Origin of the sequence: Actinopolyspora biskrensis (genome assembly GCF_013408175.1) — a bacterium.
Lineage (GTDB): Bacteria > Actinomycetota > Actinomycetes > Mycobacteriales > Pseudonocardiaceae > Actinopolyspora > Actinopolyspora biskrensis.
In genome coordinates, this window is the sequence record NZ_JACBYW010000009.1 from 21490 (window position 1) to 45800 (window position 24311).

Here is a 24311-nt window from a genome sequence, read left to right on the forward strand (position 1 = left end):
CCGACCGCCTCGTTGAACGGTCTGTTCGCGTCGGTGAGCAGCACGAGTTCGGCTCAGCCGATCACATTTCGAATCACGCGCCGTACCGGCGAAAATCCGCTCCGGAACCGACCCTCGCCCCGAAGGCGTGCCCCGCCCGACGTGTTCCGCCCCGGAGTTCCGCGACCGTGCTCCCCGCACGGCACAGCAACGCCGCGGGAACCCCGCCGGAACCGGCTCCGGGGGGTCGCATCCGGATCAGCGGTACGGAGACCACCGCACGGTGAAGTCGCGCTCCCGCATGGAACGCAGTCTCCTGTGGAGCTCACCCGCGACCGACGGGTTGCTGCGCAGGTTCGGCAGGACGCTCACCGTGATCTTGAGCTCACGCAGATCGCGCAGCACCGGGAACCCCTCCCAGGCGACGACGTCGAAGCCGTACGCGGCCACCAGCTGCCGGTAGGCCTCGGGAGAGCGCCCGAGCCGCAGGTAGCCCACAGCCATGGGGGTGAGGTCCCACTCCGGCGGACCGGCGCACAGCGAGTCGAAATCGCACAGCACCGGCCCCTGCGGCCCCATGATGACGTTTCCCAGGTGAGCGTCCCCGTGCGCGATGCTGCGGGGCAGGGCGAACTCCAGCTCGTCGAGACGCTGTTCGACCGCGTCGCAATGCCGCTTCAGGAAATCCCGGTCCACGCGGTCGAGCTCGTGCTCCCCCTCCGCGAGACGCCTCCTGGCGTCCGCGACCGGACGCCACTCCCCGACCGAGGGGGGAATCCCCGAGGAGTGCAGCGATCGAAGCAGCCCGCCCAGGTCGTAGCCGGTCGGTTCGGCACCGGAGTCGGGGATCTCCTCCCAGAGCGTCGCCACGTGTTCGCCCGCCCGAACGGGCTGCCGCACGCCGGGGAGCAACCGAACGGAGGGCACCCCCTGCTCGGCGAGCCAGCGCGCGGCCTCGACCACGTTGTCGGCCCGGTAGGCCAACGAGGACGTGAGCACGATGCGCACGACCACAGGTGCCGTGCGCAGCAGAAACACCCCGTTGTTGACGAAGCGCAGCAGTCGCGCCCCACTGGGGTCCAACCCCGCGGCGGCGCAGACCTCGGCCAGCGCGGATTCCAGTTCCTGCGGGATGTCGGACTCCCGTGCGGAATTCGGCGAAAAAGTCATGTTTGCCGATGTCATGCTATGTCTTCCGGGGTAAGCGCGCCGCCGACGCCCACGGGGCACTCCCGCACGAGCCGATCAAATCGAACGACTCTCCCTGAACTTGCGGACCTGCTCGGAGAAGTCGCGGGCGTCCGAGTTCGTGGTGTGCTTGGCCGCTTCCAGCTGCAGCGGTCGCAGCCGGTCCGGCACCCGGGCCGACTTGACCTGGGCCCCGATTTCGAGGGCCTGCCTGCCGACCTTGATCCCCTCCTGGACGTCACCGGCCCTTATGTGGTTCGTGGCCTGCATGCCCAGCCCGAAAACATGGCTGCGCTGCATGTCCACGTCATAGGACTCGTTGCACTTGATCGTCTCGGCGACGGCCATCGGCGCGTAGCGCTCCGGATCGAACTCGGCCAGCGCATCGTGCACCGAGCCCGTTACCGCGTGCAGGTCGTTCTCGTCGAAGAACCGGACCCAGTCCGGAGCCTCGTTCAGCCTGGCCCGCGCGAACTCGTCCCTGGTCCTGCCCAGCATCTTCGAGACCTGGTCCGGGAGGTTGAGCATCCCGTACGCCCAACCCTCGTTGGCGCACATGACCGCGACCGTGAGCGAGGAACCGGAGTCCTGGGCCGCTATCTGTCCGAGCTGGAACAGCTTCAAGGCCTCGTTGGGCTGGTGATAGTGCAGGTAGACCCGCCCCATCCTGTACAGCACGTTCGCGACCAGGCTGTCGTCGTTGGCCTGTTTGGCGAACTGGAGCGCCTGGCCGAAATGACTTCGGGCCGGGTCCATCAGCCCCATGTCGAACGACGTCCATCCCGCCAGGCTGTGCATGTCGGCGAGCGAAGTGAACAACCGTTGTTGAACCTGGTCCGTGCAACTGGCGTGCAGCAGCTGTTTCGCCCAGTGCAACTGGGCGACGACGGCGTCACGGCAAGTCCCCCCACCGTAACGATAGTCCAGGTCACGCAACGCTTTGGTCGCCGCCTGAATCTGCTGAACGTCGGCCATGCCGATACGCGACGGCGCAGGGGTCTGGGCACTGGCAGCGGCCCAGCCACTCTCCTCCGCGCCGAAGACGGAAGCCCCCATAGCAACCGCCGCGGCATGGGACAGAAACTTCCGACGCTTCACCGTCTCGTCCTCCTCAGCCGGGGAGTCGCCGCTGTCCGAATCGGCGACTCTCACTGCCGTCGCCCCGTCATAGGCGAGGCCCATATACCCCCTCGGGACGCCGAGACCATCCGCGATTCGGGCCAGCACGTCGTATGCGATGACCTGCCTGCCCTTGAGGATCTCCGAAACCTCGGATTGCGACTGTCCGGTGGCGGCCGCGATCTGGCGCTGCGAAACACCGTGCTTGCGCAGCAACTTGTAGATGTCGCTGATGTTCCGGCTGGCCAGAGCTTCCCGCATCTCCCGTCCGTCCCAGACCTCTGGTGCGACGAGAGAACCGCTCGAACCGATGGTGTTCATTTGAAGACCCCTCTACGCTTCTCGGGCGTCGGTCGCAGATTAAGGCTCCGCGCAAAAGACGGTGAAGCAACCACAAGAAGCGGTGATCGGCAGGGCCGAACATCCGCTGACCGCTCATCGCGCGGTACGTCCGGTCGTCGCCCATCATCTAGCCAGCCGGCCGCCACACGTTCCAATCTAGTCATCAGCAAGCAACGCAGCACCGAGAGGACATCCGCCAAGTGGTTTCCTTCGAACACTCCGAATCCGAGGATTCGGCGGACTCCGCCCCCCGATCGGAAAACCGCCGGGACGATTCCGGAGAGGTCGTCGGACGGAACCACGGACAGGTGCGATGCCTCGACGTGAACCACACGCCGAGGGCCCTCGAGGTGCTCGTCAACCGGGACAGGGTGGTTCTCGCCGGACCGCCCGGTGCAACCGCGGCGCTGTCGGCCGAAAGGGTCGGCCAGTTGAGTTCCGCGCTGCGGTTCGCCGCTGATCAGGCGAGAAAGTGACGGTGACGTACGGTGGACGCGATTCTGGGACAGGTTCTGCGCAACGCGGTCTGGGAGCGGCTCGATGTGCTTTCCGAGCTGACCAACCGCGCGGATGCGTCGTCCCTGCTGTCCGTGGCGCGTTCCGAGCTCCCGCGGCTGACCGCGGGATGGCGGACGCTGCTGACCGCACACGAACCGGACGAACGAGGCAACTGCCCCGAGTGCTCGAGCTGGCTGCGCCCGCGCAAGGCACCCTGCGCGGTGTGGCGCTCCGCCTACGAGCACCTCGTCGCCGGCGGCCTCGCCCCCCGTCCCGCACGGCACCTGCGACCGGCGCGGGAACTGCGCCGAGCAGCGCCGGTGCCGTAAAACCCGGCGGGCCCGGTTTCCGAACACCACACCCCCGAACCGGTTTCGGAGCCGATGCCCGCCGAGAACCGGTGATCGGCATGACGTGCCCCCCGACCACGGCCATGCCGATCACCGGTCTTCCCGTCCGCCTCCCGCGGCCGTGCACGGCGGGGAACGAACGGCACCGTGACAGAGCTCCACAGTGCCGTCGCCAACTCCACAATGCCGTACGACCACGCGCCGTGGGAATCACGGACCGGTGGACGGGTGCCGAGTTCCCGCCGACCGGGTGATTTCACAGATTTCCGCGAGCCGGTACCGACGTTACTCCCCTCCCCCGCACCGGTACCGGCTTGCGGATCCCACCACTCCGCCACCGGTGAATCGTCTGCCCGACACCCCGTCGGCGGCGGAGTAGTTCCGGGATCCCGGCACTCGTTTCCCCCTGGCGAGTGCCGGGATTCCGGCATATCAACGGATTCTTCGGGGACTCGGTTGTCGTAGCTGGTCGCTTGGCGGAGCCTCTCGCGGTCGGTCGAGTTACCCAGGCTCAAAGCGCTTTCGCTGGATTGACGTCCTGGTCTGGAGTTCCTGCTGAGAGCTCGGTGACTGTTGAGCCCGGTCAACCCCGCCGTCACTTGCGGCGCAACCGAGCTCTGGAACGCAGCTCCCCGTCCAACCGCGTCCCCTCCGAACACGTTCCGCGCAGCGGTAGTTCGGTGTACTGGGCGGGCACCATCATCAACGGTTGACGCCTGCCGAGCAGTGTGGAGTACGCGGGAACGAACCCCTGGTCGAGCAGCGAAACGGCGAAGTCGACGGCGATGTAGCCCCGAGCGTCCAGCACGCCCGTGCCCTGCCAGGGCAGCAACCCGGAGCCGCCGAGATAGGTGAACCCGCAGCGTCCCCGGGTCACGGCGCTGACCGTCAACCGGACCCGGGGGCTGAACAGCTCCTCGTATCCCAGTTCCTCGTCCACCCGCATGGTGGACAGGTAGCGGATCGCGTTGTGCCAGGCCCTGCGCAACACGGCCACGCGCGCCTGGCGCACCTCGGGCGAGATGTGCGTGTCGCTCAGGTTGTACACGTCCGCGTAGACCGTCCGGGCCCAGTCGAGCCGGTCCACACCGGCCGGAACCGGCACCGGCACGGAGTAGACCATCGACATGACCATCTCCCGGAACAGGTGCAGCGAACGCCCCGTCACCCCCTCCGCCCCGTTCCACTTCTCCGCGCGCTCCTGCACCTGGTCGAGCGTTCGGAGCGGGTTGTCGGTGATGTCGAAATCCGCCACGACCCGTTCCAGGCAACCGCGGAAGGAGTGGAACATGTCCGGCCGGCGGGACACGACCTTCGGCCCCAGCCGTTCCGCGGCCACGGTGTCGATCTCCCTGATCGACACGTACCCGTCGACGCCGGCCATGCTCGCGTACTCGTGGAGCTTGCGGGTGTAGGCGCGGGTCATCGAGGACGGGCGCGGACGGAAGTGCCTGCCGTCGGTGAGCACGTTGATGCGCAGCCCCGGCGGGTACACGCGCCGCACGGCCTGCTGCAGCTCGCGCAGGCGGACGAGCCCCCCGAACTCGGCGATGTCCGGCAGCGGGCCGTAGGCCTTCAACCGGTTCAGGGACTGCTTGACGGGAAAGCCGAGCAGCACCACCTCGATCGGTTCGCCCCGTGCCACGCAGCCGCCCACGTCGCGCTGCATGTCGGCCACGACGTAGTTGGAGCGGGATCCCTTGAGGAACTGCTTGCGGGTGAACACGTGGTGCAGGGCACCGACGACCGCTCCCACGCGCTCCCGGTCGTCCCGCCGGCGTCCGGCCTGGCCGCTGCCGGGGAACTTGGCCAGAGCTCCACAGGCCGTTCTCTCGGCGGCCCTGTCCGCGTCGTCGATGACGTTGGCCACGATGGACTCGGTCTCGGACCCGCTGAGCCGCACCGCCCAGCGCTGGGCAGAGCGGTTCTCGCGCAGAGCCGCCACGTGCAGCTCCTCCAGCGAGTGCGTGTTGGACAGCACCGGGCTGCGGCGCCCCAGCCGCTTCCGCGGGGAGGTTTCGAAGCTGTCGATCACCGAGGCCGCTCCGGCACCGGTGGGCGGTTCCGCGGTTCCGCCGGCGGAACCGCCCTCGCGCTGGCGGGGCATCACCTCCCCGGCGGAGAGCGAGACGACGAAGGTTCCGTGCGCGTCGACGGGCGTGCCGAGGTCCCGGGCCATCTTGTCGTCGAACACCGCGACGACCTCCGCCTGGCCGAGTTCACGCAGGCGCCGCACCGTCCACTCGGCGACCGACTCGGTGCTCTCCTCCGGAACGTGGATCAGGTCCGCCTCCGGCACCCCGGTCTCGTCCAGCGCCTTTCGCACGTACTCGCCGTCCCGGTCGCCGGAGAAGCAGAAGACCACCCGTCCCCCCGCGTCCCGGACGTCCCACACGAAGCGGGGAAGACCGCTGTGCACCGCCCCGGCCCAGAGCGGGGTCCCGGTGCTCCACTGGGGCGCTCCCCTCTCGGCCGTGCACCCCTTGGCGGGCTCCCCCGCCCGGGTGCGGGCCGACGTCCCCCTGCCCGCCCCCCTGGGACGGTCCTCCGGTTCCGCGGAGGGGTGGCTTCCTCGGCACAGCGGGACGGACGGGTCCCGTGCTTCCGGATCACCGAGGCGCTGGGGCGGTCTTCCCCCGGAAGTGACGAGGCCGCACGAATCGAGGTCGACCACCACCATCGGTTGCGGAACCCGTCGGTCCCAACGGCGCAGCCTGGTGCGCTCCTGCACGGTGTGCAGCACTCGCCGCAGCAGCGCGTCCTGTTCGGCCGGGACCGTGTGCACGAACCCCCGCAACGGGTGCTGCCCGGAGAGCACGTCGGCGCTGTCGGCTTCCAGGTCCCGCAGCTCGGCCGCGATCACGTGTTGCACGGCCGAGCGGGTCCGCCGCGAACGGGCGCCGCGCTCGCCGAACTCGAAGCTCTCGAACCCCCCGGCCAGCGTGTCCAGCGTGCGCGCCAGCGCACGCACCCCTTCGCGCACCTCGGTCGAGGTGACCCTGCTCGCGTCGCACACCCCGGCGGCGGAGGTGATCACCACCCTGCCGGTCGCCTGCAGCTCCGGGGACAGTTCCACGGCCAGGGCACCCACGCGCGGGGTCAGCAGCAGGGCCCGGGAGTTCTCCAGCACCAGCCGGAAAGCGCGCAGCGGAGGGCGGATGAAGTACTCCAGGAAGTAGTGCAGCGCGGTCTCGTCGCGTTCGAAACGGTTGGCCACGACCTCGCCGAGCAGGGTGCGGGGCAGCGCGGAGCAGGGGCCGAGCAGCGCGGGGACGGTGACCGGGATCGTCCCGCCGGGGAACTCGGGGTGTGCCGGCGAGGGGGCGCCCGGCACCGCGGTGTGCTCCGGTCTCGAGCCGGAAGTGGCGCAGTGCATCCGCAGCATAGGATCGCTGTCGACCATTTCGACCAGGTTCCACCAGTCGTCGTCGGGACGACGTCGCCGCTCCGGCGGGGCGTACGGGTCCAGCGCTCCGGTGAGCAGCGCCAGCCAGTCGGGGTCGCGGCGCTTGCGGGTGCTGCGCAGCCGGATCAGCACCCGGTAGAGCCGTGTCCAGGTGGGAGCCGTGCCCAGCGGGATTCCGCTGCCCGCGCGTTCCCCCACCAACCAGGCCAGGTGGTCGCGCCACACCACGCGCAACCCGTAATCGCCACCGGCCAGTATGGAGTTCGCTTCTTCCGCTTCGAGTGGCCACGTCCCGAACGGCCGTACGGTAGCCGTGCTCTTCTCGGGGCCAAGCCGGGGCCGACCGTCCAACGGGTATCTCCTTGTTCTTCCTCCGACAGAGCGCGGAGACTCACGAGCTCCGCGAATGAACCGCCCGGCGCGGGGATCCCCGGGCGAGGAAGCGCGTTCACGAACCGCTCGTGCGGGTGTCGTGCCGATGAGTACATCGCTCTCGTCCCGGTCGCACGGACACACGCCGGTCCGAGGGGGGACGTGCCGGGAATTCGAACAGCGATGTCCACGGCCGGACCGAATTTTTCTGTTCAGGTTGGCTCAGCTGCCCGCTCGGCGGAACCTCCCGCTCTCCCGTGAGTGGACGCACCGGCGTCGAGCGGCCCTCCACACCACGTCGAGCCGTCCTCGCGGGAGCACAACGGGGGAGGTCCCGCGGCGGTACGAGTCGCTCGGGTGGTCGTTTCGGCGCTGCCACGCCGAAAACACCACACCGGTCGCCAGCACGACAGGAAAGCATCAGTGAGGACACCACGAGAGCCCCCGGAATTACGAGAGTGAACCGGCGGGCGACCGTGCTCCGCGTGTCCGGCCGTGATCACGCGCACTCCGATCACGCTAATAAGCGATCTTTTCCGGCGGCAATGTGATGGAGTGCATAATCGCGGGACACGTGTTCCGTGCGCGCGGAGGTGACGGCGAGGCACCGGGTGGAGTCCCAGCGGCGAGGAGAGATCCACTTTCCGGGGAATAACCGGCCTCGACTCACCCTATCGACTGACACTCTGAAGGGCCGCTCAGAAAGCATGATCGCCGCAGGAACGCGAGACTGGGCAGGCCGTACCGCTTGCCGGGCAGCAGGTTCCCGGCGGCGCGTCTCGGACCGAGTCCGGAGAACGCTCAGAGCTCGTACAAGACCAAGGAGAAACCTTGCCCACCGAAGTAGCCCCGTTGCGCCGCAAACCAGTCCAACAGCGCAGCGCCCAACGCGTGGAACGGATGCTGGAGGCCTGCGCCCAGCTCATCGACGAGGTGGGATACGACGGCCTGACCACCACGTTGATCGCCGAGAGGGCCGGCGTGGCCGTCGGCTCGCTGTACCAGTTCTTTCCGGACAAGCGCGCGGTGGTGCAGGAGCTCACCCTGCGCAACCTGGAGAGGTTCGTCCAGACCGTCTCCGAACGACTGGACCGGATGGAACTCGCTCACTGGTGGGACGCCGTGGACACCGTCTTCGACGTGTACCTGGGCATGCACCGGGAGATCCCCGCGTTCAGCAAGCTCCACTTCGGGGATGTCGTGGACCTGCGGCTGCTGCACGAGAACAAGGACAACAACGCGGTGATCGCGGAGAAGCTCACCAGCCTCATCTCGGAGCGGTTCGGAATGAGCCCCACCGAGCTGGAGCTGCCCCTCTCGGTCGCGGTCGAAGCAGCCGACGCGGTACTGCACCTGGCTTTCCGGCGGGCCCCCATGGGGGATCCGACGCTGGTGAACGAGGCGCGGGAACTGGTCCGCGGGTACCTGTCGAGTCGCATCTCGGAGGATCAGCCGAAGGACTTGCCGGCTCCCCGATAGGTCCGCGCGGATCCGACCCTCCGACAGCGAGTCGAATCGTGCCACTCGATCAGGTGATATTCGTCGAATCTCTCGGCGAGTTCCCCTGCTTTGGCGTGCCGGAACCACACCCGATCACCGGGACGAAGCGCACCGGCTCCCCTGCCCACCACCGGGGTCTGCACCTCTCCCACTGCCTCGGTCCCGGTCAGGCGCAGCCCACTCGGCAGATACGGGCTGGGCAGCCGGTCCCGGCCCGCCGCGCCCGAAGCCGGATACCCTCCGCCGAACAGGGTCGCGCACCGTCTTCCGGGGCGGCGAACCACCGGCAGGGCGAACAGCACGGAGGGAAACGGCCTGAAGTCGTGGTACGCGTCGAACAGGGTGGGACCGATCAGCCCCGACCCCGCCGTCACTTCGGTGACGGCCCGCTCCGCCGCGGTGGTTTCCAGGCTTCCGGTGCCTCCCCCGTTGACGAACTCCAACTCGGCCACCCCGCCGACCGCCTCGACCACAGCAGCACGACGACGGGCGAGTTCCGCGGCCGAACGTCGCTGCACCCAGCGCACGGCAGCCGCCCGCAGCGGCTGCCCCGGCGGGGCGTCCCCCACCCCGGCGATCTGTCCTTCGTAGACGAGCAGGCCGACCAGCCGAAAGGCCTTCCGCCGCGACACCTCGTGCGCCAGTTCGCGGGCCTGGCCCGGAGAGCGCACCGGGGAACGCATCGGCCCGATGTGGACACCGGCGGCCGCTCCACGCCCCAGGTACGGGATCCGGCGCAGCGCGGAGTCCTCCAGGGGCCGCCAGGCGGCGTCGATCTCCAGGCACACCCGGATCCGCGCCGCGGAACGGCCACCGACCCGTTCGGCCAGGTCCAGCTGTTCGGCGGAGTCGACGGTGATGGTCACGGCCGAGGCTGCCCCCGGATCGGAGGCCAGTTCGGCCAGTGATCGGCGGTCCACCGTCGGGTAGGCGACGAGCAGGTCGTCGCCCACCCCGGTCCGGTACAGCCACAGCGCCTCCGCGAGGCTGTAGCACATCAGCCCGGAGAACCCGGGGCTTCTCGTGGCCCGACTGATCAGTTCGGGGCAGCGCAGGGACTTGGTGGCCACCCGTATCGGCTTGCCCCTGGCACGAGCCACGAGCCCGGACGCGTTGCGGTCGAAGGCGTCCAGGTCGGCCACTCCGAAGGGCGGGTCGAGCTCGGACGTGGCTGCGTCCAGCCGGGCCGCCGAAACGGCCGCGGATGGTGCTGCGGAGGAGTTCACGCCATCAAGGTAAGCCCGCACCTCTTGTTACGCGAGTTGCTTTCACATATTTTCCGCCAATCGGCGTCGCCGAACCGACCGGAGTCCCCCGAGCATCTACGGCAAGGCGCCGACTCACGTGACGGCTACCCGACCAACCGCGCAAAGTGCTGTTACGAGTTCCAAGGACGGTCTGGCCATGACACTCGACAAGTGGTCCAACTGGGCGGCGACGAGCACCGCCGCCGGTCAGCGCACGAAGCGACCGCGCGATCCACGCGAAATCGCCCGTACCATCACCGACGCCCGGGCGGAGGGCCGCAGCGTGCGACCACTCGGGTCGGGCCACTCGTTCAGCGACATCGCCACCCCGCGACCACCGCGCCACCGCGCCGGCGCGGTGGCGCTGGACCTTTCGGACTGGACGGGAATCACCGATGTGGACCGCGGCAGCGGACTCGTCACCGCACGAGGCGGCACACCGCTGCACCAGCTCAACGCCGAGCTGGACGAACTGGGGCTGGCCCTGCCGAACCTGGGTGACATCGACAGGCAGACGATCGCCGGGGCCGTCTCCACCGGAACCCACGGAACCGGCGCACGACTGGGCGGACTGGCCACACTGGTGCGGGCGCTGGAACTCGTCCGCGCCGACGGCTCGATCCTGCGCTGCTCACCCGAGGAGAACCCCGAGGTGTTCGACGCTGCCAGGGTCGGCCTCGGAGCGCTCGGGGTGATCAGCACCGTGACCCTGCGCTGCGTCCCGGCGTTCGCGCTCGCGGCCGAGGAGCACCCCCTCCCGCTCGACGAGGTCCTGCGGGACTTCGACCGGCACGCCGACGACAACGACCACTTCGAGTTCTACTGGTTCCCCCACACCGCGCGCACCCTGGTCAAACGCAACAACAGACTGCCGGACGGGGAACCCACCCGGCCGCTGCACCCCTTGCGTTCCTGGCTCGAGTACCGGGTGCTGGAGAACGAGCTGTTCGGCGCGGTCTGCCGGCTGGGCCGTCGCCGCCCCGGCCTGGTACCGGGGCTGAACCGCCTCTGCGCGACGAGCTGGTCCGGGCGCTCGTACAGCGACAGGGCCCACCGGGTGTTCGTCACGGGACGAGACGTCCGCTTCCTCGAGAGCGAGTACGCCGTCCCGCGCGAGAGCCTTCCCGCGGTGCTGACCGAGCTGCGCGCGGCCGTGCGACGACTCGAACACCCGGTGATGTTCCCGGTGGAGGTGCGCGTGGCCGCCGCCGACGACATCTGGCTTTCCACCGCCCACGACCGTCCGACCGCCTACGTCGCGGTCCACCAGTTCAGGGGGATGCCCAACCGCGAATGGTTCGACACCTTCGAGCGGATCGCCCGCGCGGCGGGTGGAAGACCGCACTGGGGGAAGATGCACGGCCTGTCCGCCGCACAACTGCGCGACAACTACCCGCGCTTCGACGACTTCCTGCGGGTCCGCGAACGACTCGACCCGGATCGGGTGTTCGGCAACCCCCACCTGGAGCGGGTGCTGGGCGAGTGACAGGAGGTCGTCCCGCACGGGACGAGCGCGTCCACGGGGCCTTTCCGGCGCACCCGAACGGCGGACATCGAGCGATCACCCTCGCCGAACCCACCGCGGGCTCACCCCCACGAGGGCGCGGGCGCCTCGCTGGCCAGCAACTGGTCGTAGACCACCTCGTTGACCCAGCGGGAAACGGCGGTCTGCTCCGTGGACGGGGCGTCCTCGAAGGACCTGCCCTCCAACTCGGTCCGGATCCCCTGCTCGTCGGCGCTGAGCACGGCCACACCGAACTGGCGGGCCCTGATGAGGCAGGTGGACACGAAGCCCTCGCGGTCGCTGACGTGCCGAGGCACCAGGATCGCGGCACTGGTGAACCTCGCGAACGGCACGGCCGCGGTCAAAGCTGTTCGCCAGTGGCGGGCCGGGGCCAACACCCCCGAGACCCGCGCCGCGGCCGGTGGAACCCGGTCGGTCATCTCGGGCCAGACCCAGGTGGCTATCTCCGTGCGGTCCAGCACGGGCTCGCTCCCGACGCAGACGCGTTCGGCGTGCGCGTCCGGAACCAGCTCGGCGACCGGAACTATCCGACGGCCCAGCAGGCGCATCGCGGAGAGCACACTTCCGGTCCACCCCAGTGCTTCGACGGCCGACTCGGCCAGCTCGTCCACGGAGGCGGGCAGTCCGTGCGCCCCCGTCGGACAGATACTGATCCTGCCGTTGCTGCGATCGTCTCTTGCGGCATATCCCGGCGTCGCGGTCAACTTTCCCGCCTCCAAGGGTGCTTGCACGAAATAGGGGCCGAACCGAGCAACGCCGCCGAGATGAGCGGACTCGGCGCTGAGGACTGTTCGGCGAATCTGCACGTGCACCCGACTAGAACAGCTACGGGCGATTTGTTCGCGGTCCCTTCGAGCTCGCTGCGACCGACGGCCAACAAACGTCGGTGGCCGGTCGATGAGCGGTCAAGGAGGTTCAGCCGGGCTTGACCGCCATTCGGGTGAGGCCACGACGGCCGTTGTCAGTCCGCTTCGGAGCGGAACGCGGTGGAGCTGTCCAACTGCCTGCCGATCGCTTCGGCGGCGGGGGCCAACGCCCGGACCAACTTGGCCACTTCCGCCTGCGCGGTCTGGACCACCAGCCCCAGCGAAGCCACGACATCACCGTCCTCGCGCACCGGAACGGCCACGGAACAGCTGCCGAACGTCATCTCCTCCGCGGTGCGGGCGAAGTCGCGCTGCCGCACACCGGCCAGCTCACGCACGAGCCTTCCCGGTTCGGCGACCGTGTAAGGCGTGTACCGGACCAGCCCACGCGCGCAGTAGTCCTGCACCACCTCGCGCGGAGCGTGCGCCAGCAACACCTTGCCCACCCCCGTGGGGTGCAGCGGGAGACGGCCGCCGCTGCGCGAGAGGATCGGTATCGAACGGCGTCCGCTGAGCTTCTCCACGTAGACCGCTTCCGGGCCGTCCCGCACGGCGAGCTGCACGTTGGCGCCGGTCTGTTCGTGGAGCTGCTGCATGTAGGGCATGGCCGCGTTGCGCAGACCGGTGTGCACCGGGGCGAGCAGGCCGAGTTCCCACAGCCGCAGGCCGATCGTGTACCTGCCGTCGTTCTCGCGCCGCAGCGCGCCCCAGTTCTCCAGTTCGCCGACGAGCCGGTGCGCCGTGGCCAGCGGGACGTCGGCGCGTTGGGAGATCTCGGTCAGGGACAACCTCGGCGACTCGGCGTCGAAGGCGCCGAGCACGCTGAACGCGCGGCCGGTCACCGTGCGACCGGACTCCCTGCTGTTGCCAGCCATCGCCCCGGACCTCTTCCCGCCGAACAAGTTCTCGCGGAGAGCAAGATACCTCCGCGAGGAGTGGCACCGCCCCCATTCGGAGCAAGCGCCCGCGTGGCTCGGGCGAGTACTCGCCCCCGGGCAAGCGGCGAAACCGCTCTCCGCCACCTACGCGACCGGCACGCGGGGCGGTGCCGACGGCGATCGTTCCGCTCACGGCGAAAACACCCGCACGCCGACCGCCCGTGGGGTCCGGCGCCGTAACCGAGGCGGACCGGGGTGTGAGACGTGCGACTGCAACCGGCGCGGAGCTGACCCGCGGCCGGGGAGAGACCACCCACATCCGGCACGCGGGGCGAAACCGGTGGGGAAAACAAGAAGGGCCCCACCGAAGTGGGGCCCTTCTGGCTGCTTCTCGTCGTCCCTGCGGCCGACTCGCGACCGTGTCCCTCCTGAGAGGACGAACACTCGTCGGCTCGTTGTGGGCGAGGGGGGATTTGAACCCCCACGTCCTTTCGGACACACGGACCTGAACCGTGCGCGTCTACCTGTTCCGCCACCCGCCCGTGGGTGCTTGTTTTACTGTACAACACTCCGAACTCGGCCCCGAAACCGGGGGGTATTTTCGCCCGAAGGGACATCCTCGCCGAAGCGAGCCCGTACAATCGAGCTGGAACCGCGTACCGTGATCGGCTCGACAAGAGTAACACGGCACGATCGGGAGGAACCGCACAGGGTCCTCCCCGGATGCGAACTAGTAGCTGTAACGACTCATCGCCCCGTATACGATGGGTCGCAGGAGTCGAGAGTGTGGAGGGATTGCCGTTGGGCCTCGTGCAGCGCTTCGAGCGCAGGCTCGAAGGCATCGTCGGCAACAGTTTCGCGCGCGTGTTCGGCGGCAAGGTCGTTCCGCAGGAGGTGGCCCAGAGCCTCCAGCGGGAGGCCGAGCTGCAGGTTCGCGAACTCGCGGGCGGAAGGCTGCTCGCGTGCAACCACTACGCGGTGCAGCTGAGCCCTACCGATCACGAACGACTCATGGAGGACGAGAATCGGGTCACCGACCTTCTCGCCGACTGCGTTCAGGAGCATCTCACCGAGCAGCGGTGGGACACATATGGTGACGTCGTAGTCTCCCTGGAGCGCTCTGAGACGCTGCACACGGGACAGTTTCGAATCAGTTCGTCCGTCGACCCCGACGTAAGCCGACGGCCGGCAACACCTCGTACCGCAGGAGACCGACCCATGAGCCAGCCACCAGGCCAATATCCCCAGGGGGATCCGTACGGCCAGCAGGGGCAGTACGGCTACGACCAGGGCCAATACGGGCAAGACCCGAATTACGGCTACGGTCAGCCCGGCTACGACCAGGGTTACGGCCAGCCCGGTGGCGCGTACCCGCAGTCCGGTGGCTTCCCCGACCAGGGTTACGGCCAGCCCGGCTATCCACCGCCGCCTCCCCCGGCCTACGGTCAGCCCGGCTACGACCAGGGTTACGGCCAGCCCGGTGGCGGATACCCGCCGCAGCCCGGTGGCGCGTACCCGCAGTCCGGTGGCTTCCCCGACCAGGGTTACGGCCAGCAGCCGCCCGGCTACGGCCAGCAGCCCCCCGGTTACGACCAGGGCTACGGCCAGCCCGGCTACCCGCCGCCGCCTCCCCCGGCCTACGGTCAGCCCGGCTACGACCAGGGTTACGGCCAGCCCGGTGGCGGATACCCGCAGTCCGGCGGCTTCCCCGACCAGGGTTACGGCCAGCAGCCGCCCGGCTACGGCCAGCCACCGGGGTACGAGCAGGCATACGCCCAGCCGCCCGGCTACGGCCAGCCCGGTGGCGGATACCCGCCGCAGCCCGGTGGCGCGTACCCGCAGTCCGGCGGCTTCCCCGACCAGGGTTACGGCCAGCAGCCGCCCGGCTACGGCCAGCAGCCCCCCGGTTACGACCAGGGCTACGGCCAGCCCGGCTACCCGCCGCCGCCCGGTCCCGGCGGCTACCCCGACGCCGCGCCGAGGCAGTTGACCGCCACTCTTCAGCTCGACGACGGCTCGAACCGTTCGTACACCCTGCAGCAGGGCAGCAACGTGATCGGACGTGGGCAAGAGGGTCAGTTCCGGCTGCCGGACACCGGGGTCTCGCGCAAGCACATCGAGATCCAGTGGGACGGTCAGGCCGCTATGCTGGCCGACCTCGGTTCCACCAACGGAACCACGGTCAACGGCACCCCGGTGCAAACCTGGCAACTGGCGGATGGCGACGTCATCCGTGTCGGCCACTCGTCTTTGGTGTTCCGGGCACAAGGCTGACCCGGTCCGCGTGATCACGAGAGCCGACCGACGAGGTAGGAGCGTCACCGACAAGTGTCCGAGCTGGTGATTCAGCTGACCAGAGTGGGGTTTCTCGCCCTGCTCTGGTTGTTCGTACTGGCAGCGTTGCGCGTGGTTCGTTCCGACCTGCGGTCGGCCTCCGGATTGAAAATGCCCGTACCGGGCTCGAACAAGAGCTCGAACAAGGGCTCGGACAAGAAGGCGAAGGCCTCCGGCAAGCAGTCCCGCCCCAAGTCGAAATCGCCACGCCAGCTGGTGGTCACCGAGGGGGCGTTGGCGGGAACCCGCATAACACTGGAAGGTCGCCCCATAATGATCGGCCGCGCCGACGACTCCACGCTCGTCCTCGACGACGACTACGCTTCGACGCGACACGCGAGACTGTCGCAGCGGGGCCAGGACTGGCACGTGGAAGACCTTGGCTCCACCAACGGAACGTACCTTGATCGAGCGAAGGTCTCGGGGCCGACCAAGGTTCCGATCGGAGCTTCGATCCGAATCGGCAAAACGGTGATCGAGCTGCGCTCATGACCCTCGTTCTTCACTACGCAGCCCGCAGCGACCGCGGCCTGGTCCGTTCGAACAACCAGGACTCGGTCTACGCCGGCCCACGACTTCTCGCCCTCGCGGACGGCATGGGCGGCCATGCCGCAGGCGAGGTGGCAAGCAAGGTCGTCATCGCGGCACTCGCGCCGCTCGACGACGACGAGCCGGGTGACGACCTGCTCGGACATCTGCACGACGCGATGCTGTCCGGCAACAACGCCATCTCGGAACTCGTCGCCAGTGACCCGGACCTCGACGGGATGGGCACGACGCTGACCGCGATGCTGTTCGCGGGCAGCAAGCTCGGACTCATCCACATCGGGGACTCCAGGGCCTACCAGGTCAGAAACGACGAACTCTCCCAGATCACCCACGACGACACGTTCGTGCAGTCGCTGATCGACGAGGGCAGGATCACCGAGGAAGAGGCGGCCAACCACCCGCAGCGGTCGCTGCTGCTGCGGGCGCTCACCGGGCACGAGGTCGAACCCAGCCTCGCCGTGCGGGAGGCGCGTGCCGGAGACCGCTATCTGCTGTGCTCCGACGGGCTCTCCAGCGTGGTCAGCGAGGAGACCATCACCGAGGCCCTGCGGATCAACGATCCGCAGCAGTCGGCCGACCGGTTGATCGAACTCGCCCTCAAGGGCGGCGGTCCGGACAACGTCACCGTGATCGTCGCCGATGTGGTCGACGTCGACTTCGGCGACGACGCACCGATCGTCGCGGGAGCGGCCGGTTTCGGCGAGCAGGAGACCCAGCCGCAGCCCGACTCGGCCGCGGCCCGCGCTTCCGCCGCCACGCGCCCGCAACCGACCGAGCAGCGACAGACCAACGTCTCGGACGCCCCCGAATCACCACCGGACCCTCCGCGGCGCAGACGTTGGTTACGCGGACTGCTGGTCAGCTGCGGTGTGCTCGCGCTGCTGGCAGGCATGGTCTTCGCCGGGAGGTGGTGGGTGTTCAACCAGTTCTACGTCAGTACCGACGAGTCCGAGAACGTGTCGATCTTTCAGGGCGTGCAGGGCAGCGTGCTCGGGGTGAGCCTGCACCGCCGGGTCGAGGGCTCCTGCCCGCCCGGCGCCGCCGAGGGGTGCAGCTCCATCGGGGTGAAGGACCTCAAGGAAGCCCAGCGCACCAACGTCGTCGACGGGATCACCCAGCTCAACAGCCTGGAGGACGCCCGCGAGACGATCCACCGGCTGCGGCTCACCGCCCTGCTGCCGCCCTGCGAGCAGAACGGCGGCGAGCAGAACGGCGGTGGCAGCGGCGACCGCACGGGGAACGACAACAACTCCGGCGGTGACGGAAGCAACGGCGGCGACCCCGACGCGTCGGACGCCCCGTCTACCTCCGAGCAGTCCGAGCAGTCGGAGGGTCCGAACAACCCCCAGCGGGGGCCGAGCGAGACCTCGGAAACGTCGAACGACTCGCAAACCGACGGCACACCGCTGCAATCCGAGGAGCAGGATCCGGGCGTCAACTGCCGGACGGTGAGTTGATGGCGCGCACCGAGACCGATCCCGACAACCCGAGCACCTCGGGTTCGGGCGCCCAGGAGGCGACGAACCCGCCCAGAACACCGAACCGGCGCGGCATCGAGCTCGTCATGCTCGGCTTCGTCGCCGTGATCGTGACCTCCGCGCTGGCCCTGATCAGCATCAACCAGGAGTCCCAGCCCGGCACCCAGGTCCTCTACTACGGCCTCGCCTTCCTCGCCCTGTTCGGCCTGACACACCTGGCCGTTCGGCGCTGGGCCCCGTACGGGGACCCGCTGATCCTGCCACTGGTGGCCTTCCTCAACGGGTTCGGGCTGGTGCTGATCCACCGCGTCGACATCGGCGACGCCGCCGCGGCGGAACGAGCCGGCGAAACGGCCAACGCCGCGGCCCCGTCGCAGGTGCTCTACACGGCCATCGGACTGGTGCTGTTCGTACTGCTAATCAAGATCGTCTCGGACCACCGCACCCTGGCCAAGTACGCCTACACCTGCGGGCTGGCCGGGCTGGTCGCGCTGGCGCTGCCCGCGGTACTGCCCGGTTTCATCGCGCCCACCAAGAACGGCGCGAAGCTGTGGATCAGCATCGGCTCGCTGTCCTTCCAGCCCGCCGAGTTCGCCAAGATACTGCTGCTCGTCTTCTTCGCCGCGTTCCTCGTCTCCAAGCGGGAGCTGTTCACCACGGCGGGCCGACGGTTCCTCGGCATCGACTTCCCCAGGGCGCGGGACCTCGCCCCGGTGCTGGTCGCCTGGGCCGCCTCGATCGGGATCGTGGTCCTGGAACGCGACCTGGGGACCTCGCTGCTGTTCTTCGGCATCGTGCTGGTGATGATCTACATCGCCACCGAGCGCGCGGTGTGGATAGCGATCGGTCTTTCGCTGTTCGCCCTGGGCTGCGCGGTCGCCTACCCGCTGTTCGGGCACCTGCAGGAGCGCGTGGACGCCTGGCTGAACCCGTTGACCAGTGACAGCGGCTACCAGCTGCGCAAGGCGCTGTTCGGCATGGCCGAAGGCGGGATCGGCGGCTCCGGGCTCGGTGGTGGGAGACCGGCCATCGTCCCGTACGCCAAGAGCGACTTCATCCTCTCCACCGCCGCCGAGGAGCTCGGACTGCTGGGGCTGGCGGTCTTCCTGATGGTGTACCTGCTGCTGACCGCGCGCGGCCTGCGGGTGGCGCTGGCGGCGCGGGACTCGTTCGGCAAGCTGCTGGCCGGAGGGCTGTCCTTCGCGATCTCCTTCCAGGTCTTCGTGGTCGCCGGTGGCGTCACCGGGCTGATCCCGCTGACCGGGTTGACCACACCGTTCCTCGCCGCGGGCGGTTCCTCGCTCGTCGGCAACTACGTGCTGGTGGCCCTGCTGCTGCGGATCTCCGATTCCTCGAGGCGCCCCCAGCAGCCGAGCAGACCGCAACCGAAGCAACCCCCGATCGCCGAGGCACATACCGAGTTGGTGGAGCGTCCACGATGAACAAGCCACTGCGTCGGGTGGCGATGGCCATGATGGCGATGATCGTGCTGCTGCTGGCCAACGCCACCTATGTGCAGGTCATCCGCGCCGACGAACTTCGTTCGCAGTCCGGGAACCAGCGGACGCTGTACAAGGAGTACTCCACGCCGCGCGGACAGCTGATCGCGGACGGCAAGCTGCTGGCCAGCTCCGAACCCACCGGTGAGGAACGGTTCAAGTACGAGCGCAAGTACGCGAACGGCCCGGCCTTCGCCCCCGCAACCGGCTTCTACTCGTTCGTCTACGGGTCCAAGGGGGTCGAGCGGGCCGAGAACGAGGTGCTCAACGGCAACGCCGACTCGCTGGCGTTCAACAGGCTGCAGGGCATGCTCACCGGCGAGGAGAAGAAGGGCGGCAACGTCGAGCTGACCCTGAACCCCGAGATGCAGCGCACCGCCTACCAGCAGCTCGCGGGAGACGGTGTGCGCGGCTCGGTGGTGGCCCTGAACCCGCAGGACGGGTCGATACTGGCGATGGCCAACGCCCCGTCCTACGACCCGAACGAGTTCGCGGGCCAGTCGCGCAACAAGCAGGCGGAGGCCTGGAACGAGCTCAAGGACGCCCCCGGGGACCCGATGGTCAACCGGGCCACCTCGACGCTGTACCCGCCGGGGTCCACCTTCAAGCTGATCACGGCGGCCGCCGCGCTGGAGTCCGGCAAGTACGACTACGACACCCAGGTGACGGCGGCCCCCTCGATCGACTTGCCCAAGAGCAACGCGACGCTGCCCAACTACGGCAACAACACCTGCGGGACGATGCCGACCGCACCGCTGTGGGAGGCCATGGCGCGTTCCTGCAACACGGCCTTCGCCGAGGTGGCCGGTGACGTCGGTGAGCAGAAGCTGCGCGAAGCCGCCCAGAGCTTCGGCTTCGGGGAGGACCTGAACGTTCCGATGAGCGTGGCCAACTCCTCGCTCGGTGAGATCAACGGTCCCGCACCGCTCTACCAGACCGGGATCGGTCAGCGCGACGTGCGCATGACACCGATGCAGAACGCGATGGTGGCCTCGGCGATCGCCAACGACGGCAAGCTGATGAAACCGCACCTGGTGGACAAGACGCTGGCCCCCGACATGTCCGTGCTCAACCGCACCGAGCCCGAGCAGCTGAGCCAGGCTGTGCCCGGCGACACCGCGCACACCCTCCGGGACATGATGGTCAAGGCCGAACAGCGCGCCGGCGACGAGGGGAAGATCAGCGGGGTGCAGATCGCGTCCAAGACGGGGACCGCCCAGCACGGCTCGGGCAAGGACCCCCACGGGTGGTACGTGGCCTTCGCTCCCGCGGAGAACCCGAAGATCGCGGTGGCCGCCGTCGTGGAGGACGGCGGGAACGTCGGGGCGAACGCGACCGGGAGCAAGATCGCCGCTCCGGTGGCGCGCGCCGTGATCCGCGCCGGTCTCCAGGGGGGTGGCTGACGGGTGCCGAATTCCGGTCAAACGCTCGCCGAGCGCTATCGGCTCGCCCAGCGCATCGCGGTCGGTGGCATGGGTGAAGTCTGGCAGGCCGTCGATGTGCGGCTGGACCGGACGGTGGCCGTCAAGATACTCAAGCCGGAACTGTGCGGGGACGCGGAGTTCCTGCACCGGTTCCGCACCGAGGCCCGCACCACTGCCTCGCTGAACCACCCCGGTATCGCGGCGGTGCACGACTACGGCGAGACCGCGGCCGTCCCGGACGGTCCCGAGGACACCGCCTACCTGGTCATGGAGCACGTCGAGGGCGAGCCGCTCGCGGCGATCCTGGCGAAGGAGGGGCGCATCGCCGCCGAGCACACCCTGGAGATGCTGGAGCAGGCGGGCAACGCCCTGCACGCCGCGCATCGGCGCGGCCTGGTGCATCGCGATGTGAAGCCGGGAAACATCCTGGTCACCCCCGACGGGACCGTCAAGCTGACGGACTTCGGGATCGCCAAGGCCGCCGACGCGGCACCCGTCACCCGCTCGGGGATGGTCATGGGGACCGCGCACTACATCTCCCCCGAGCAGGCGCTGGGCAGCGAGGCCACCCCCTCCAGCGACGTTTACTCGCTGGCCGTGGTCGGATACGAATGCCTGCGGGGCCACCGCCCGTTCCTGTCCGACAACGCCGTGACCGTGGCGATGATGCACATCCGCGACATGGCGCCACCGCTGCCACCCGACGTGCCTCCCGGCACGCGTGCGCTGATCGAGGCCACCCTGGTCAAGGATCCGCGCGTGCGCTACGGCGAGGGCGGGGAGTTCGCCAACGCCGTGGCCAGTGTGCGCGCGGGCAGACCACTGCCCGCGCCACTCGCGTTGAACTCGCCGCAGCCCCCCGCCCCGGGGCCTGCCGGACCGGCGCAAGCCGCGCGACCCCAGCAGGTCACGCCGCAGCAGATCGCACCGCAGCAGCACGGCCAGCCGCAGCAACAGCAGCCCATGGCAGCGCCGCCCCCGCAGCACGGCGGCCAGCCCCAGACGGGAACGCAGCACCCGGCCATCAACCAGCAGCAGGGTGTGGGGTACCAGCAGACGGGCAGGCACGTGTTCCCGAACGCTCCGGGAAGCGCACCGCCACCGGGGGGTGCGCCGTCCGGGCATCCGCACCCCGCGGGGGCACAGCCCTCGGGCACGTTCCCACCCGGAGTCATCCCGCCGCAGACGGGGCCGGGCAACCCTCCGGCGGGGGGAAACCAATACGTACCGCCGATGAAGAAACACGGACCGGGGCGCGGAACGACTCTCTGGGTGGTGATCGTCGTAGTGGTGCTGCTGGTGCTCGCCTGCGGCGCGGCGGCCACGTTGGCCTACAACCACTACGCCTCACCGCCCGACCACGGAGTCGACGACGAGGTCACGAGAACAGTGGCGCTTTCGGAAAGTGTTCGACAGGACACGACGGGTCGTGTGAGATTGGCCGATTTCGCTTCGCCGGGGGAGTTCAACACGAGCTCGTTGCGGCATCCTGAGGGGTGGCTCTCGCACGCTCCCACCTCGGCGATCAGCTCGCGGGGCTCCGCTCCGCACCGGAAGCAGCCGATCTCGTCGACCACCACGCACGCCGCGACGGGCACAGCCGTACGGGGTGAGGAACGGGAAGCCGGTACGTATGAAGTCGGGGGAACCGCGCACAGCGCCCAGACCTGGACCATATCGGCTGTCACAGGCTCTTGGGGCAATTTGATGGGACGCTCGTGGACACAGATCGGGACGACGCAGCGATGAGCTCACCGCGACTTCTCTCCAACCGTTACGAGATCGAGGATCCCCTCGGTTACGGCGGCATGTCCGAGGTGCACCGTGGCCGGGACGTTCGGCTCGGCCGGGATGTCGCCGTGAAGGTGCTGCGTGCGGACCTCGCCAGGGACCCCACCTTCCAGCTGCGCTTCCGCCGAGAGGCCCAGAACGCCGCCGCGCTGAACCACCCTGCGATCGTGGCCGTGTACGACACGGGCGAAACCGACTCGGAGAACGGTCCGCTGCCGTACATCGTCATGGAGTACGTCAGCGGCAGGACACTGCGTGACGTGGTCAAGAGCGAGGGACCGCTGGCCCCGCGCCGCGCGATGGAAGTCATGGCGGACGCTTCCGCCGCGCTCGACTTCAGCCACCGGAACGGCATCGTTCACCGGGACGTGAAACCGGCCAACATCATGATCACCGACTCCGGCGCGGTGAAGGTGATGGACTTCGGCATCGCGCGGGCCGTGGCGGACGGCCAGGCGGCGGTGACCCAGACCGCCGCGGTCATCGGAACGGCCCAGTACCTCTCCCCCGAGCAGGCCAGGGGGGAGACCGTCGACGCGCGCAGCGACGTCTACGCCTCCGGCTGCGTGCTGTTCGAACTGCTCTGCGGGCAGCCGCCGTTCACGGGCGACTCCCCGGTGGCCGTGGCCTACCAGCACGTCAGGGAGCAGCCGAGCAAACCCTCCGACTCCAACGGCCAGGTTCCGGACGCGCTGGACGCCGTGGTGCTGAAGGCGCTCAGCAAGAGCCCGGAGAACCGCTACCAGTCGGCGGCGGAGATGCGCACGGACCTGGTCCGGGTGCTGTCGGGACAGCGGCCGAAGGCACCGCTGCTGACGGCGGCCGCGGACGAGGACACCGAGAAGATGGGCGAGCCGGAGCCCACGCGGGTCAACCCCGAGCAGCCTCCGCCGACGGAGACGGCGGCGGCGGTTCCCCCCGACGACGACGGTTACGAGGAGCAGGACCGCAAGCGACGCAAGCGCTGGACGATCGGGCTGGTCACCTTCGCGTGCGTGGCCGCCTTCGCCGTGGTCGCCGGACTGGCCGCGATGATGGTCGGCGGTGGTCCCCAGCAATCCGAGAAGATCCAGCTCGGCTCTTACGAGGGACAGCGCATAAACGTGGCGCGGAACTCGGTTCGCGAGGCCGGGTTCCAGAACGTGCGGATCCAGACGCAGCCCTCCACCACCGGCGAGGAGGGCACCGTGATCGACCAGAAGCCTGCTGAGGGCAACTATTCGCCGGACAGGGAGATAGTCCTGGTCAAGGGAACCGGTCCCGAACAGGTGCAGGTGCCCGACCTGAGCGGGATGAACATCTCCCAGGCCCAGCGAGCGCTCGAGGACAAGGGGCTGAAGCTGGGCGTTCAGCGCGATACGAAGCAGGTCGAGGACCCGAGCAAGGTCGACAAGATCGTGGGCCAGAGCGAGGAGGGCAAGGTCCCGAAGAACACGGTCGTCAGGGTCACCATCGGCGAGGCCGTCCAGAAGCAGCCGGTTCCGGACGTCACCAGCTTCCAACTCGCCCAGGCCAAGCAGACGCTGACCTCCTCCGATTTCGAGGTCTCCACCAAGCGGGTGGACTCGAGCGAGAAGGCCGACACCGTGGTGAAGCAGAGCCCCCCCGGAGGAGCGAAGGCCGAACCCGGTGACACGATCACGCTGTCGGTGTCGAACGGTTCGCAGATGCAGATGCCCGACCTGAGCGGACTGGAAGCCTCCGAGGCCAAGAAGGCGCTACGCGACAACGGCTTCGAGGGCAACGTCTCCACGGAGAAGAAGCCGGTTTCGGACTCCTCCAAGGAGGACACCGTGGTGTCCACCTCACCGTCGGCGGGCTCCGAGATCGACAAGAGCCAGAGCGTGACCCTCTACATCGGCACGGAGCAGGAAACCCCGAGCTCCAGCAGTTCCACGGAGACCAGCGACGGGCTGTTCCCGTAACCGGCAGGCCGCCCCGCCGGGTCGCGTCAGCGGCCCGGCGG

17 protein-coding genes and 1 tRNA gene are annotated in these 24311 nt (G+C 68.9%); 11 read left to right on the plus strand and 7 right to left on the minus strand.

Annotated features, from left to right (window positions below; translation table 11 throughout):
• Positions 1-237 precede the first annotated feature (237 nt).
• A complete protein-coding gene (locus FHR84_RS19900) occupies positions 238-1149 on the minus strand; it encodes a phosphotransferase enzyme family protein (protein WP_179537069.1) in 912 nt (303 codons plus the stop codon).
• Between the two features lie 75 nt (positions 1150-1224).
• A complete protein-coding gene (locus tag FHR84_RS19905; protein ID WP_179537070.1) occupies positions 1225-2607 on the minus strand; it encodes a helix-turn-helix domain-containing protein in 1383 nt (460 codons plus the stop codon).
• A 344-nt stretch (positions 2608-2951) separates the two neighbouring features.
• On the opposite strand from FHR84_RS19905, the gene FHR84_RS22625 reads away from it, so the two are divergent.
• Positions 2952-3104, plus strand: coding sequence for a hypothetical protein (locus tag FHR84_RS22625; protein WP_242687611.1), 153 nt, complete (start codon positions 2952-2954; stop codon positions 3102-3104).
• Between the two features lie 12 nt (positions 3105-3116).
• A complete protein-coding gene (locus tag FHR84_RS19915) occupies positions 3117-3455 on the plus strand; it encodes a hypothetical protein (protein ID WP_179537072.1) in 339 nt (112 codons plus the stop codon).
• A gap of 616 nt (positions 3456-4071) precedes the next feature.
• Here FHR84_RS19915 and FHR84_RS19920 read toward each other — a convergent pair.
• The gene (locus FHR84_RS19920; RefSeq protein WP_246300835.1) at positions 4072-7233 is read right to left on the minus strand and encodes an L-tyrosine/L-tryptophan isonitrile synthase family protein; all 3162 of its coding nucleotides are present in this window, start codon (positions 7231-7233) and stop codon (positions 4072-4074) included.
• Between the two features lie 852 nt (positions 7234-8085).
• Between FHR84_RS19920 and FHR84_RS19925 the strand changes: the two genes are divergently transcribed.
• Complete coding sequence (locus tag FHR84_RS19925; protein ID WP_179537073.1) at positions 8086-8733, plus strand: TetR/AcrR family transcriptional regulator; 648 nt, start codon at positions 8086-8088, stop codon at positions 8731-8733.
• Here the strand turns inward: FHR84_RS19925 and FHR84_RS19930 are convergent.
• On the minus strand, positions 8703-9980 hold the full coding sequence (locus tag FHR84_RS19930) for an alanine racemase (protein ID WP_179537074.1): 1278 nt from the start codon (positions 9978-9980) through the stop codon (positions 8703-8705). The two genes, FHR84_RS19925 and FHR84_RS19930, sit on opposite strands and share 31 nt — an antisense overlap.
• A gap of 178 nt (positions 9981-10158) precedes the next feature.
• On the opposite strand from FHR84_RS19930, the gene FHR84_RS19935 reads away from it, so the two are divergent.
• Positions 10159-11487: a D-arabinono-1,4-lactone oxidase gene (locus tag FHR84_RS19935; protein WP_179537075.1), complete on the plus strand. Its 1329-nt coding sequence runs from the start codon at positions 10159-10161 to the stop codon at positions 11485-11487.
• A gap of 101 nt (positions 11488-11588) precedes the next feature.
• On the opposite strand, the gene FHR84_RS19940 is transcribed toward FHR84_RS19935, so the two are convergent.
• The 3 genes from FHR84_RS19940 to FHR84_RS19950 form a co-directional block, all read right to left on the minus strand.
• Entirely contained in the window at positions 11589-12230 is a 642-nt protein-coding gene (locus FHR84_RS19940) for a hypothetical protein (RefSeq protein ID WP_246300836.1), read from the minus strand.
• Positions 12231-12487: 257 nt separating this feature from the next.
• Positions 12488-13267: an IclR family transcriptional regulator gene (locus FHR84_RS19945; protein ID WP_179537076.1), complete on the minus strand. Its 780-nt coding sequence runs from the start codon at positions 13265-13267 to the stop codon at positions 12488-12490.
• Positions 13268-13728: 461 nt separating this feature from the next.
• Positions 13729-13812, minus strand: a tRNA-Leu gene (locus tag FHR84_RS19950).
• A gap of 259 nt (positions 13813-14071) precedes the next feature.
• On the opposite strand from FHR84_RS19950, the gene FHR84_RS19955 reads away from it, so the two are divergent.
• The 7 genes from FHR84_RS19955 to pknB are packed head-to-tail and all read left to right on the plus strand — an operon-like array spanning position 14072 to position 24270.
• The gene (locus tag FHR84_RS19955; protein ID WP_179537174.1) at positions 14072-15544 is read left to right on the plus strand and encodes an FhaA domain-containing protein; all 1473 of its coding nucleotides are present in this window, start codon (positions 14072-14074) and stop codon (positions 15542-15544) included.
• 54 nt (positions 15545-15598) lie between these two features.
• Positions 15599-16096 (plus strand): FHA domain-containing protein FhaB/FipA, encoded by a 498-nt coding sequence (locus tag FHR84_RS19960; protein WP_179537077.1) that lies wholly within the window; start codon positions 15599-15601, stop codon positions 16094-16096.
• Positions 16093-17610, plus strand: coding sequence for a PP2C family protein-serine/threonine phosphatase (locus tag FHR84_RS19965; RefSeq protein ID WP_179537078.1), 1518 nt, complete (start codon positions 16093-16095; stop codon positions 17608-17610). The genes FHR84_RS19960 and FHR84_RS19965 overlap by 4 nt, the downstream gene beginning before the upstream one ends.
• Complete coding sequence (locus FHR84_RS19970) at positions 17610-19073, plus strand: FtsW/RodA/SpoVE family cell cycle protein (RefSeq protein ID WP_179537079.1); 1464 nt, start codon at positions 17610-17612, stop codon at positions 19071-19073. Before FHR84_RS19965 ends, FHR84_RS19970 begins: the two co-directional genes overlap by 1 nt.
• A complete protein-coding gene (locus FHR84_RS19975) occupies positions 19070-20533 on the plus strand; it encodes a peptidoglycan D,D-transpeptidase FtsI family protein (RefSeq protein ID WP_179537080.1) in 1464 nt (487 codons plus the stop codon). Before FHR84_RS19970 ends, FHR84_RS19975 begins: the two co-directional genes overlap by 4 nt.
• A gap of 3 nt (positions 20534-20536) precedes the next feature.
• The gene (locus FHR84_RS23555; RefSeq protein WP_425489969.1) at positions 20537-22303 is read left to right on the plus strand and encodes a protein kinase domain-containing protein; all 1767 of its coding nucleotides are present in this window, start codon (positions 20537-20539) and stop codon (positions 22301-22303) included.
• Positions 22300-24270, plus strand: coding sequence for a Stk1 family PASTA domain-containing Ser/Thr kinase (gene pknB / locus FHR84_RS19985; protein WP_179537081.1), 1971 nt, complete (start codon positions 22300-22302; stop codon positions 24268-24270). Before FHR84_RS23555 ends, pknB begins: the two co-directional genes overlap by 4 nt.
• Positions 24271-24311: the final 41 nt, after the last annotated feature.

What these genes read in the sequence shown, in the direction of transcription:
- FHR84_RS19945 (WP_179537076.1), bottom strand. Translation starts at nt 13,267, where the DNA reads ATGGCTGGCAACAGCAGGGAGTCCGGTCGCACGGTGACCGGCCGCGCG.
- pknB (WP_179537081.1), top strand. Translation starts at nt 22,300, where the DNA reads ATGAGCTCACCGCGACTTCTCTCCAACCGTTACGAGATCGAGGATCCC.
- FHR84_RS19905 (WP_179537070.1), bottom strand. Translation starts at nt 2,607, where the DNA reads ATGAACACCATCGGTTCGAGCGGTTCTCTCGTCGCACCAGAGGTCTGG.
- FHR84_RS19900 (WP_179537069.1), bottom strand. Translation starts at nt 1,149, where the DNA reads ATGACTTTTTCGCCGAATTCCGCACGGGAGTCCGACATCCCGCAGGAA.
- FHR84_RS19975 (WP_179537080.1), top strand. Translation starts at nt 19,070, where the DNA reads ATGAACAAGCCACTGCGTCGGGTGGCGATGGCCATGATGGCGATGATC.
- FHR84_RS19935 (WP_179537075.1), top strand. Translation starts at nt 10,159, where the DNA reads ATGACACTCGACAAGTGGTCCAACTGGGCGGCGACGAGCACCGCCGCC.
- FHR84_RS19970 (WP_179537079.1), top strand. Translation starts at nt 17,610, where the DNA reads ATGGCGCGCACCGAGACCGATCCCGACAACCCGAGCACCTCGGGTTCG.
- FHR84_RS19965 (WP_179537078.1), top strand. Translation starts at nt 16,093, where the DNA reads ATGACCCTCGTTCTTCACTACGCAGCCCGCAGCGACCGCGGCCTGGTC.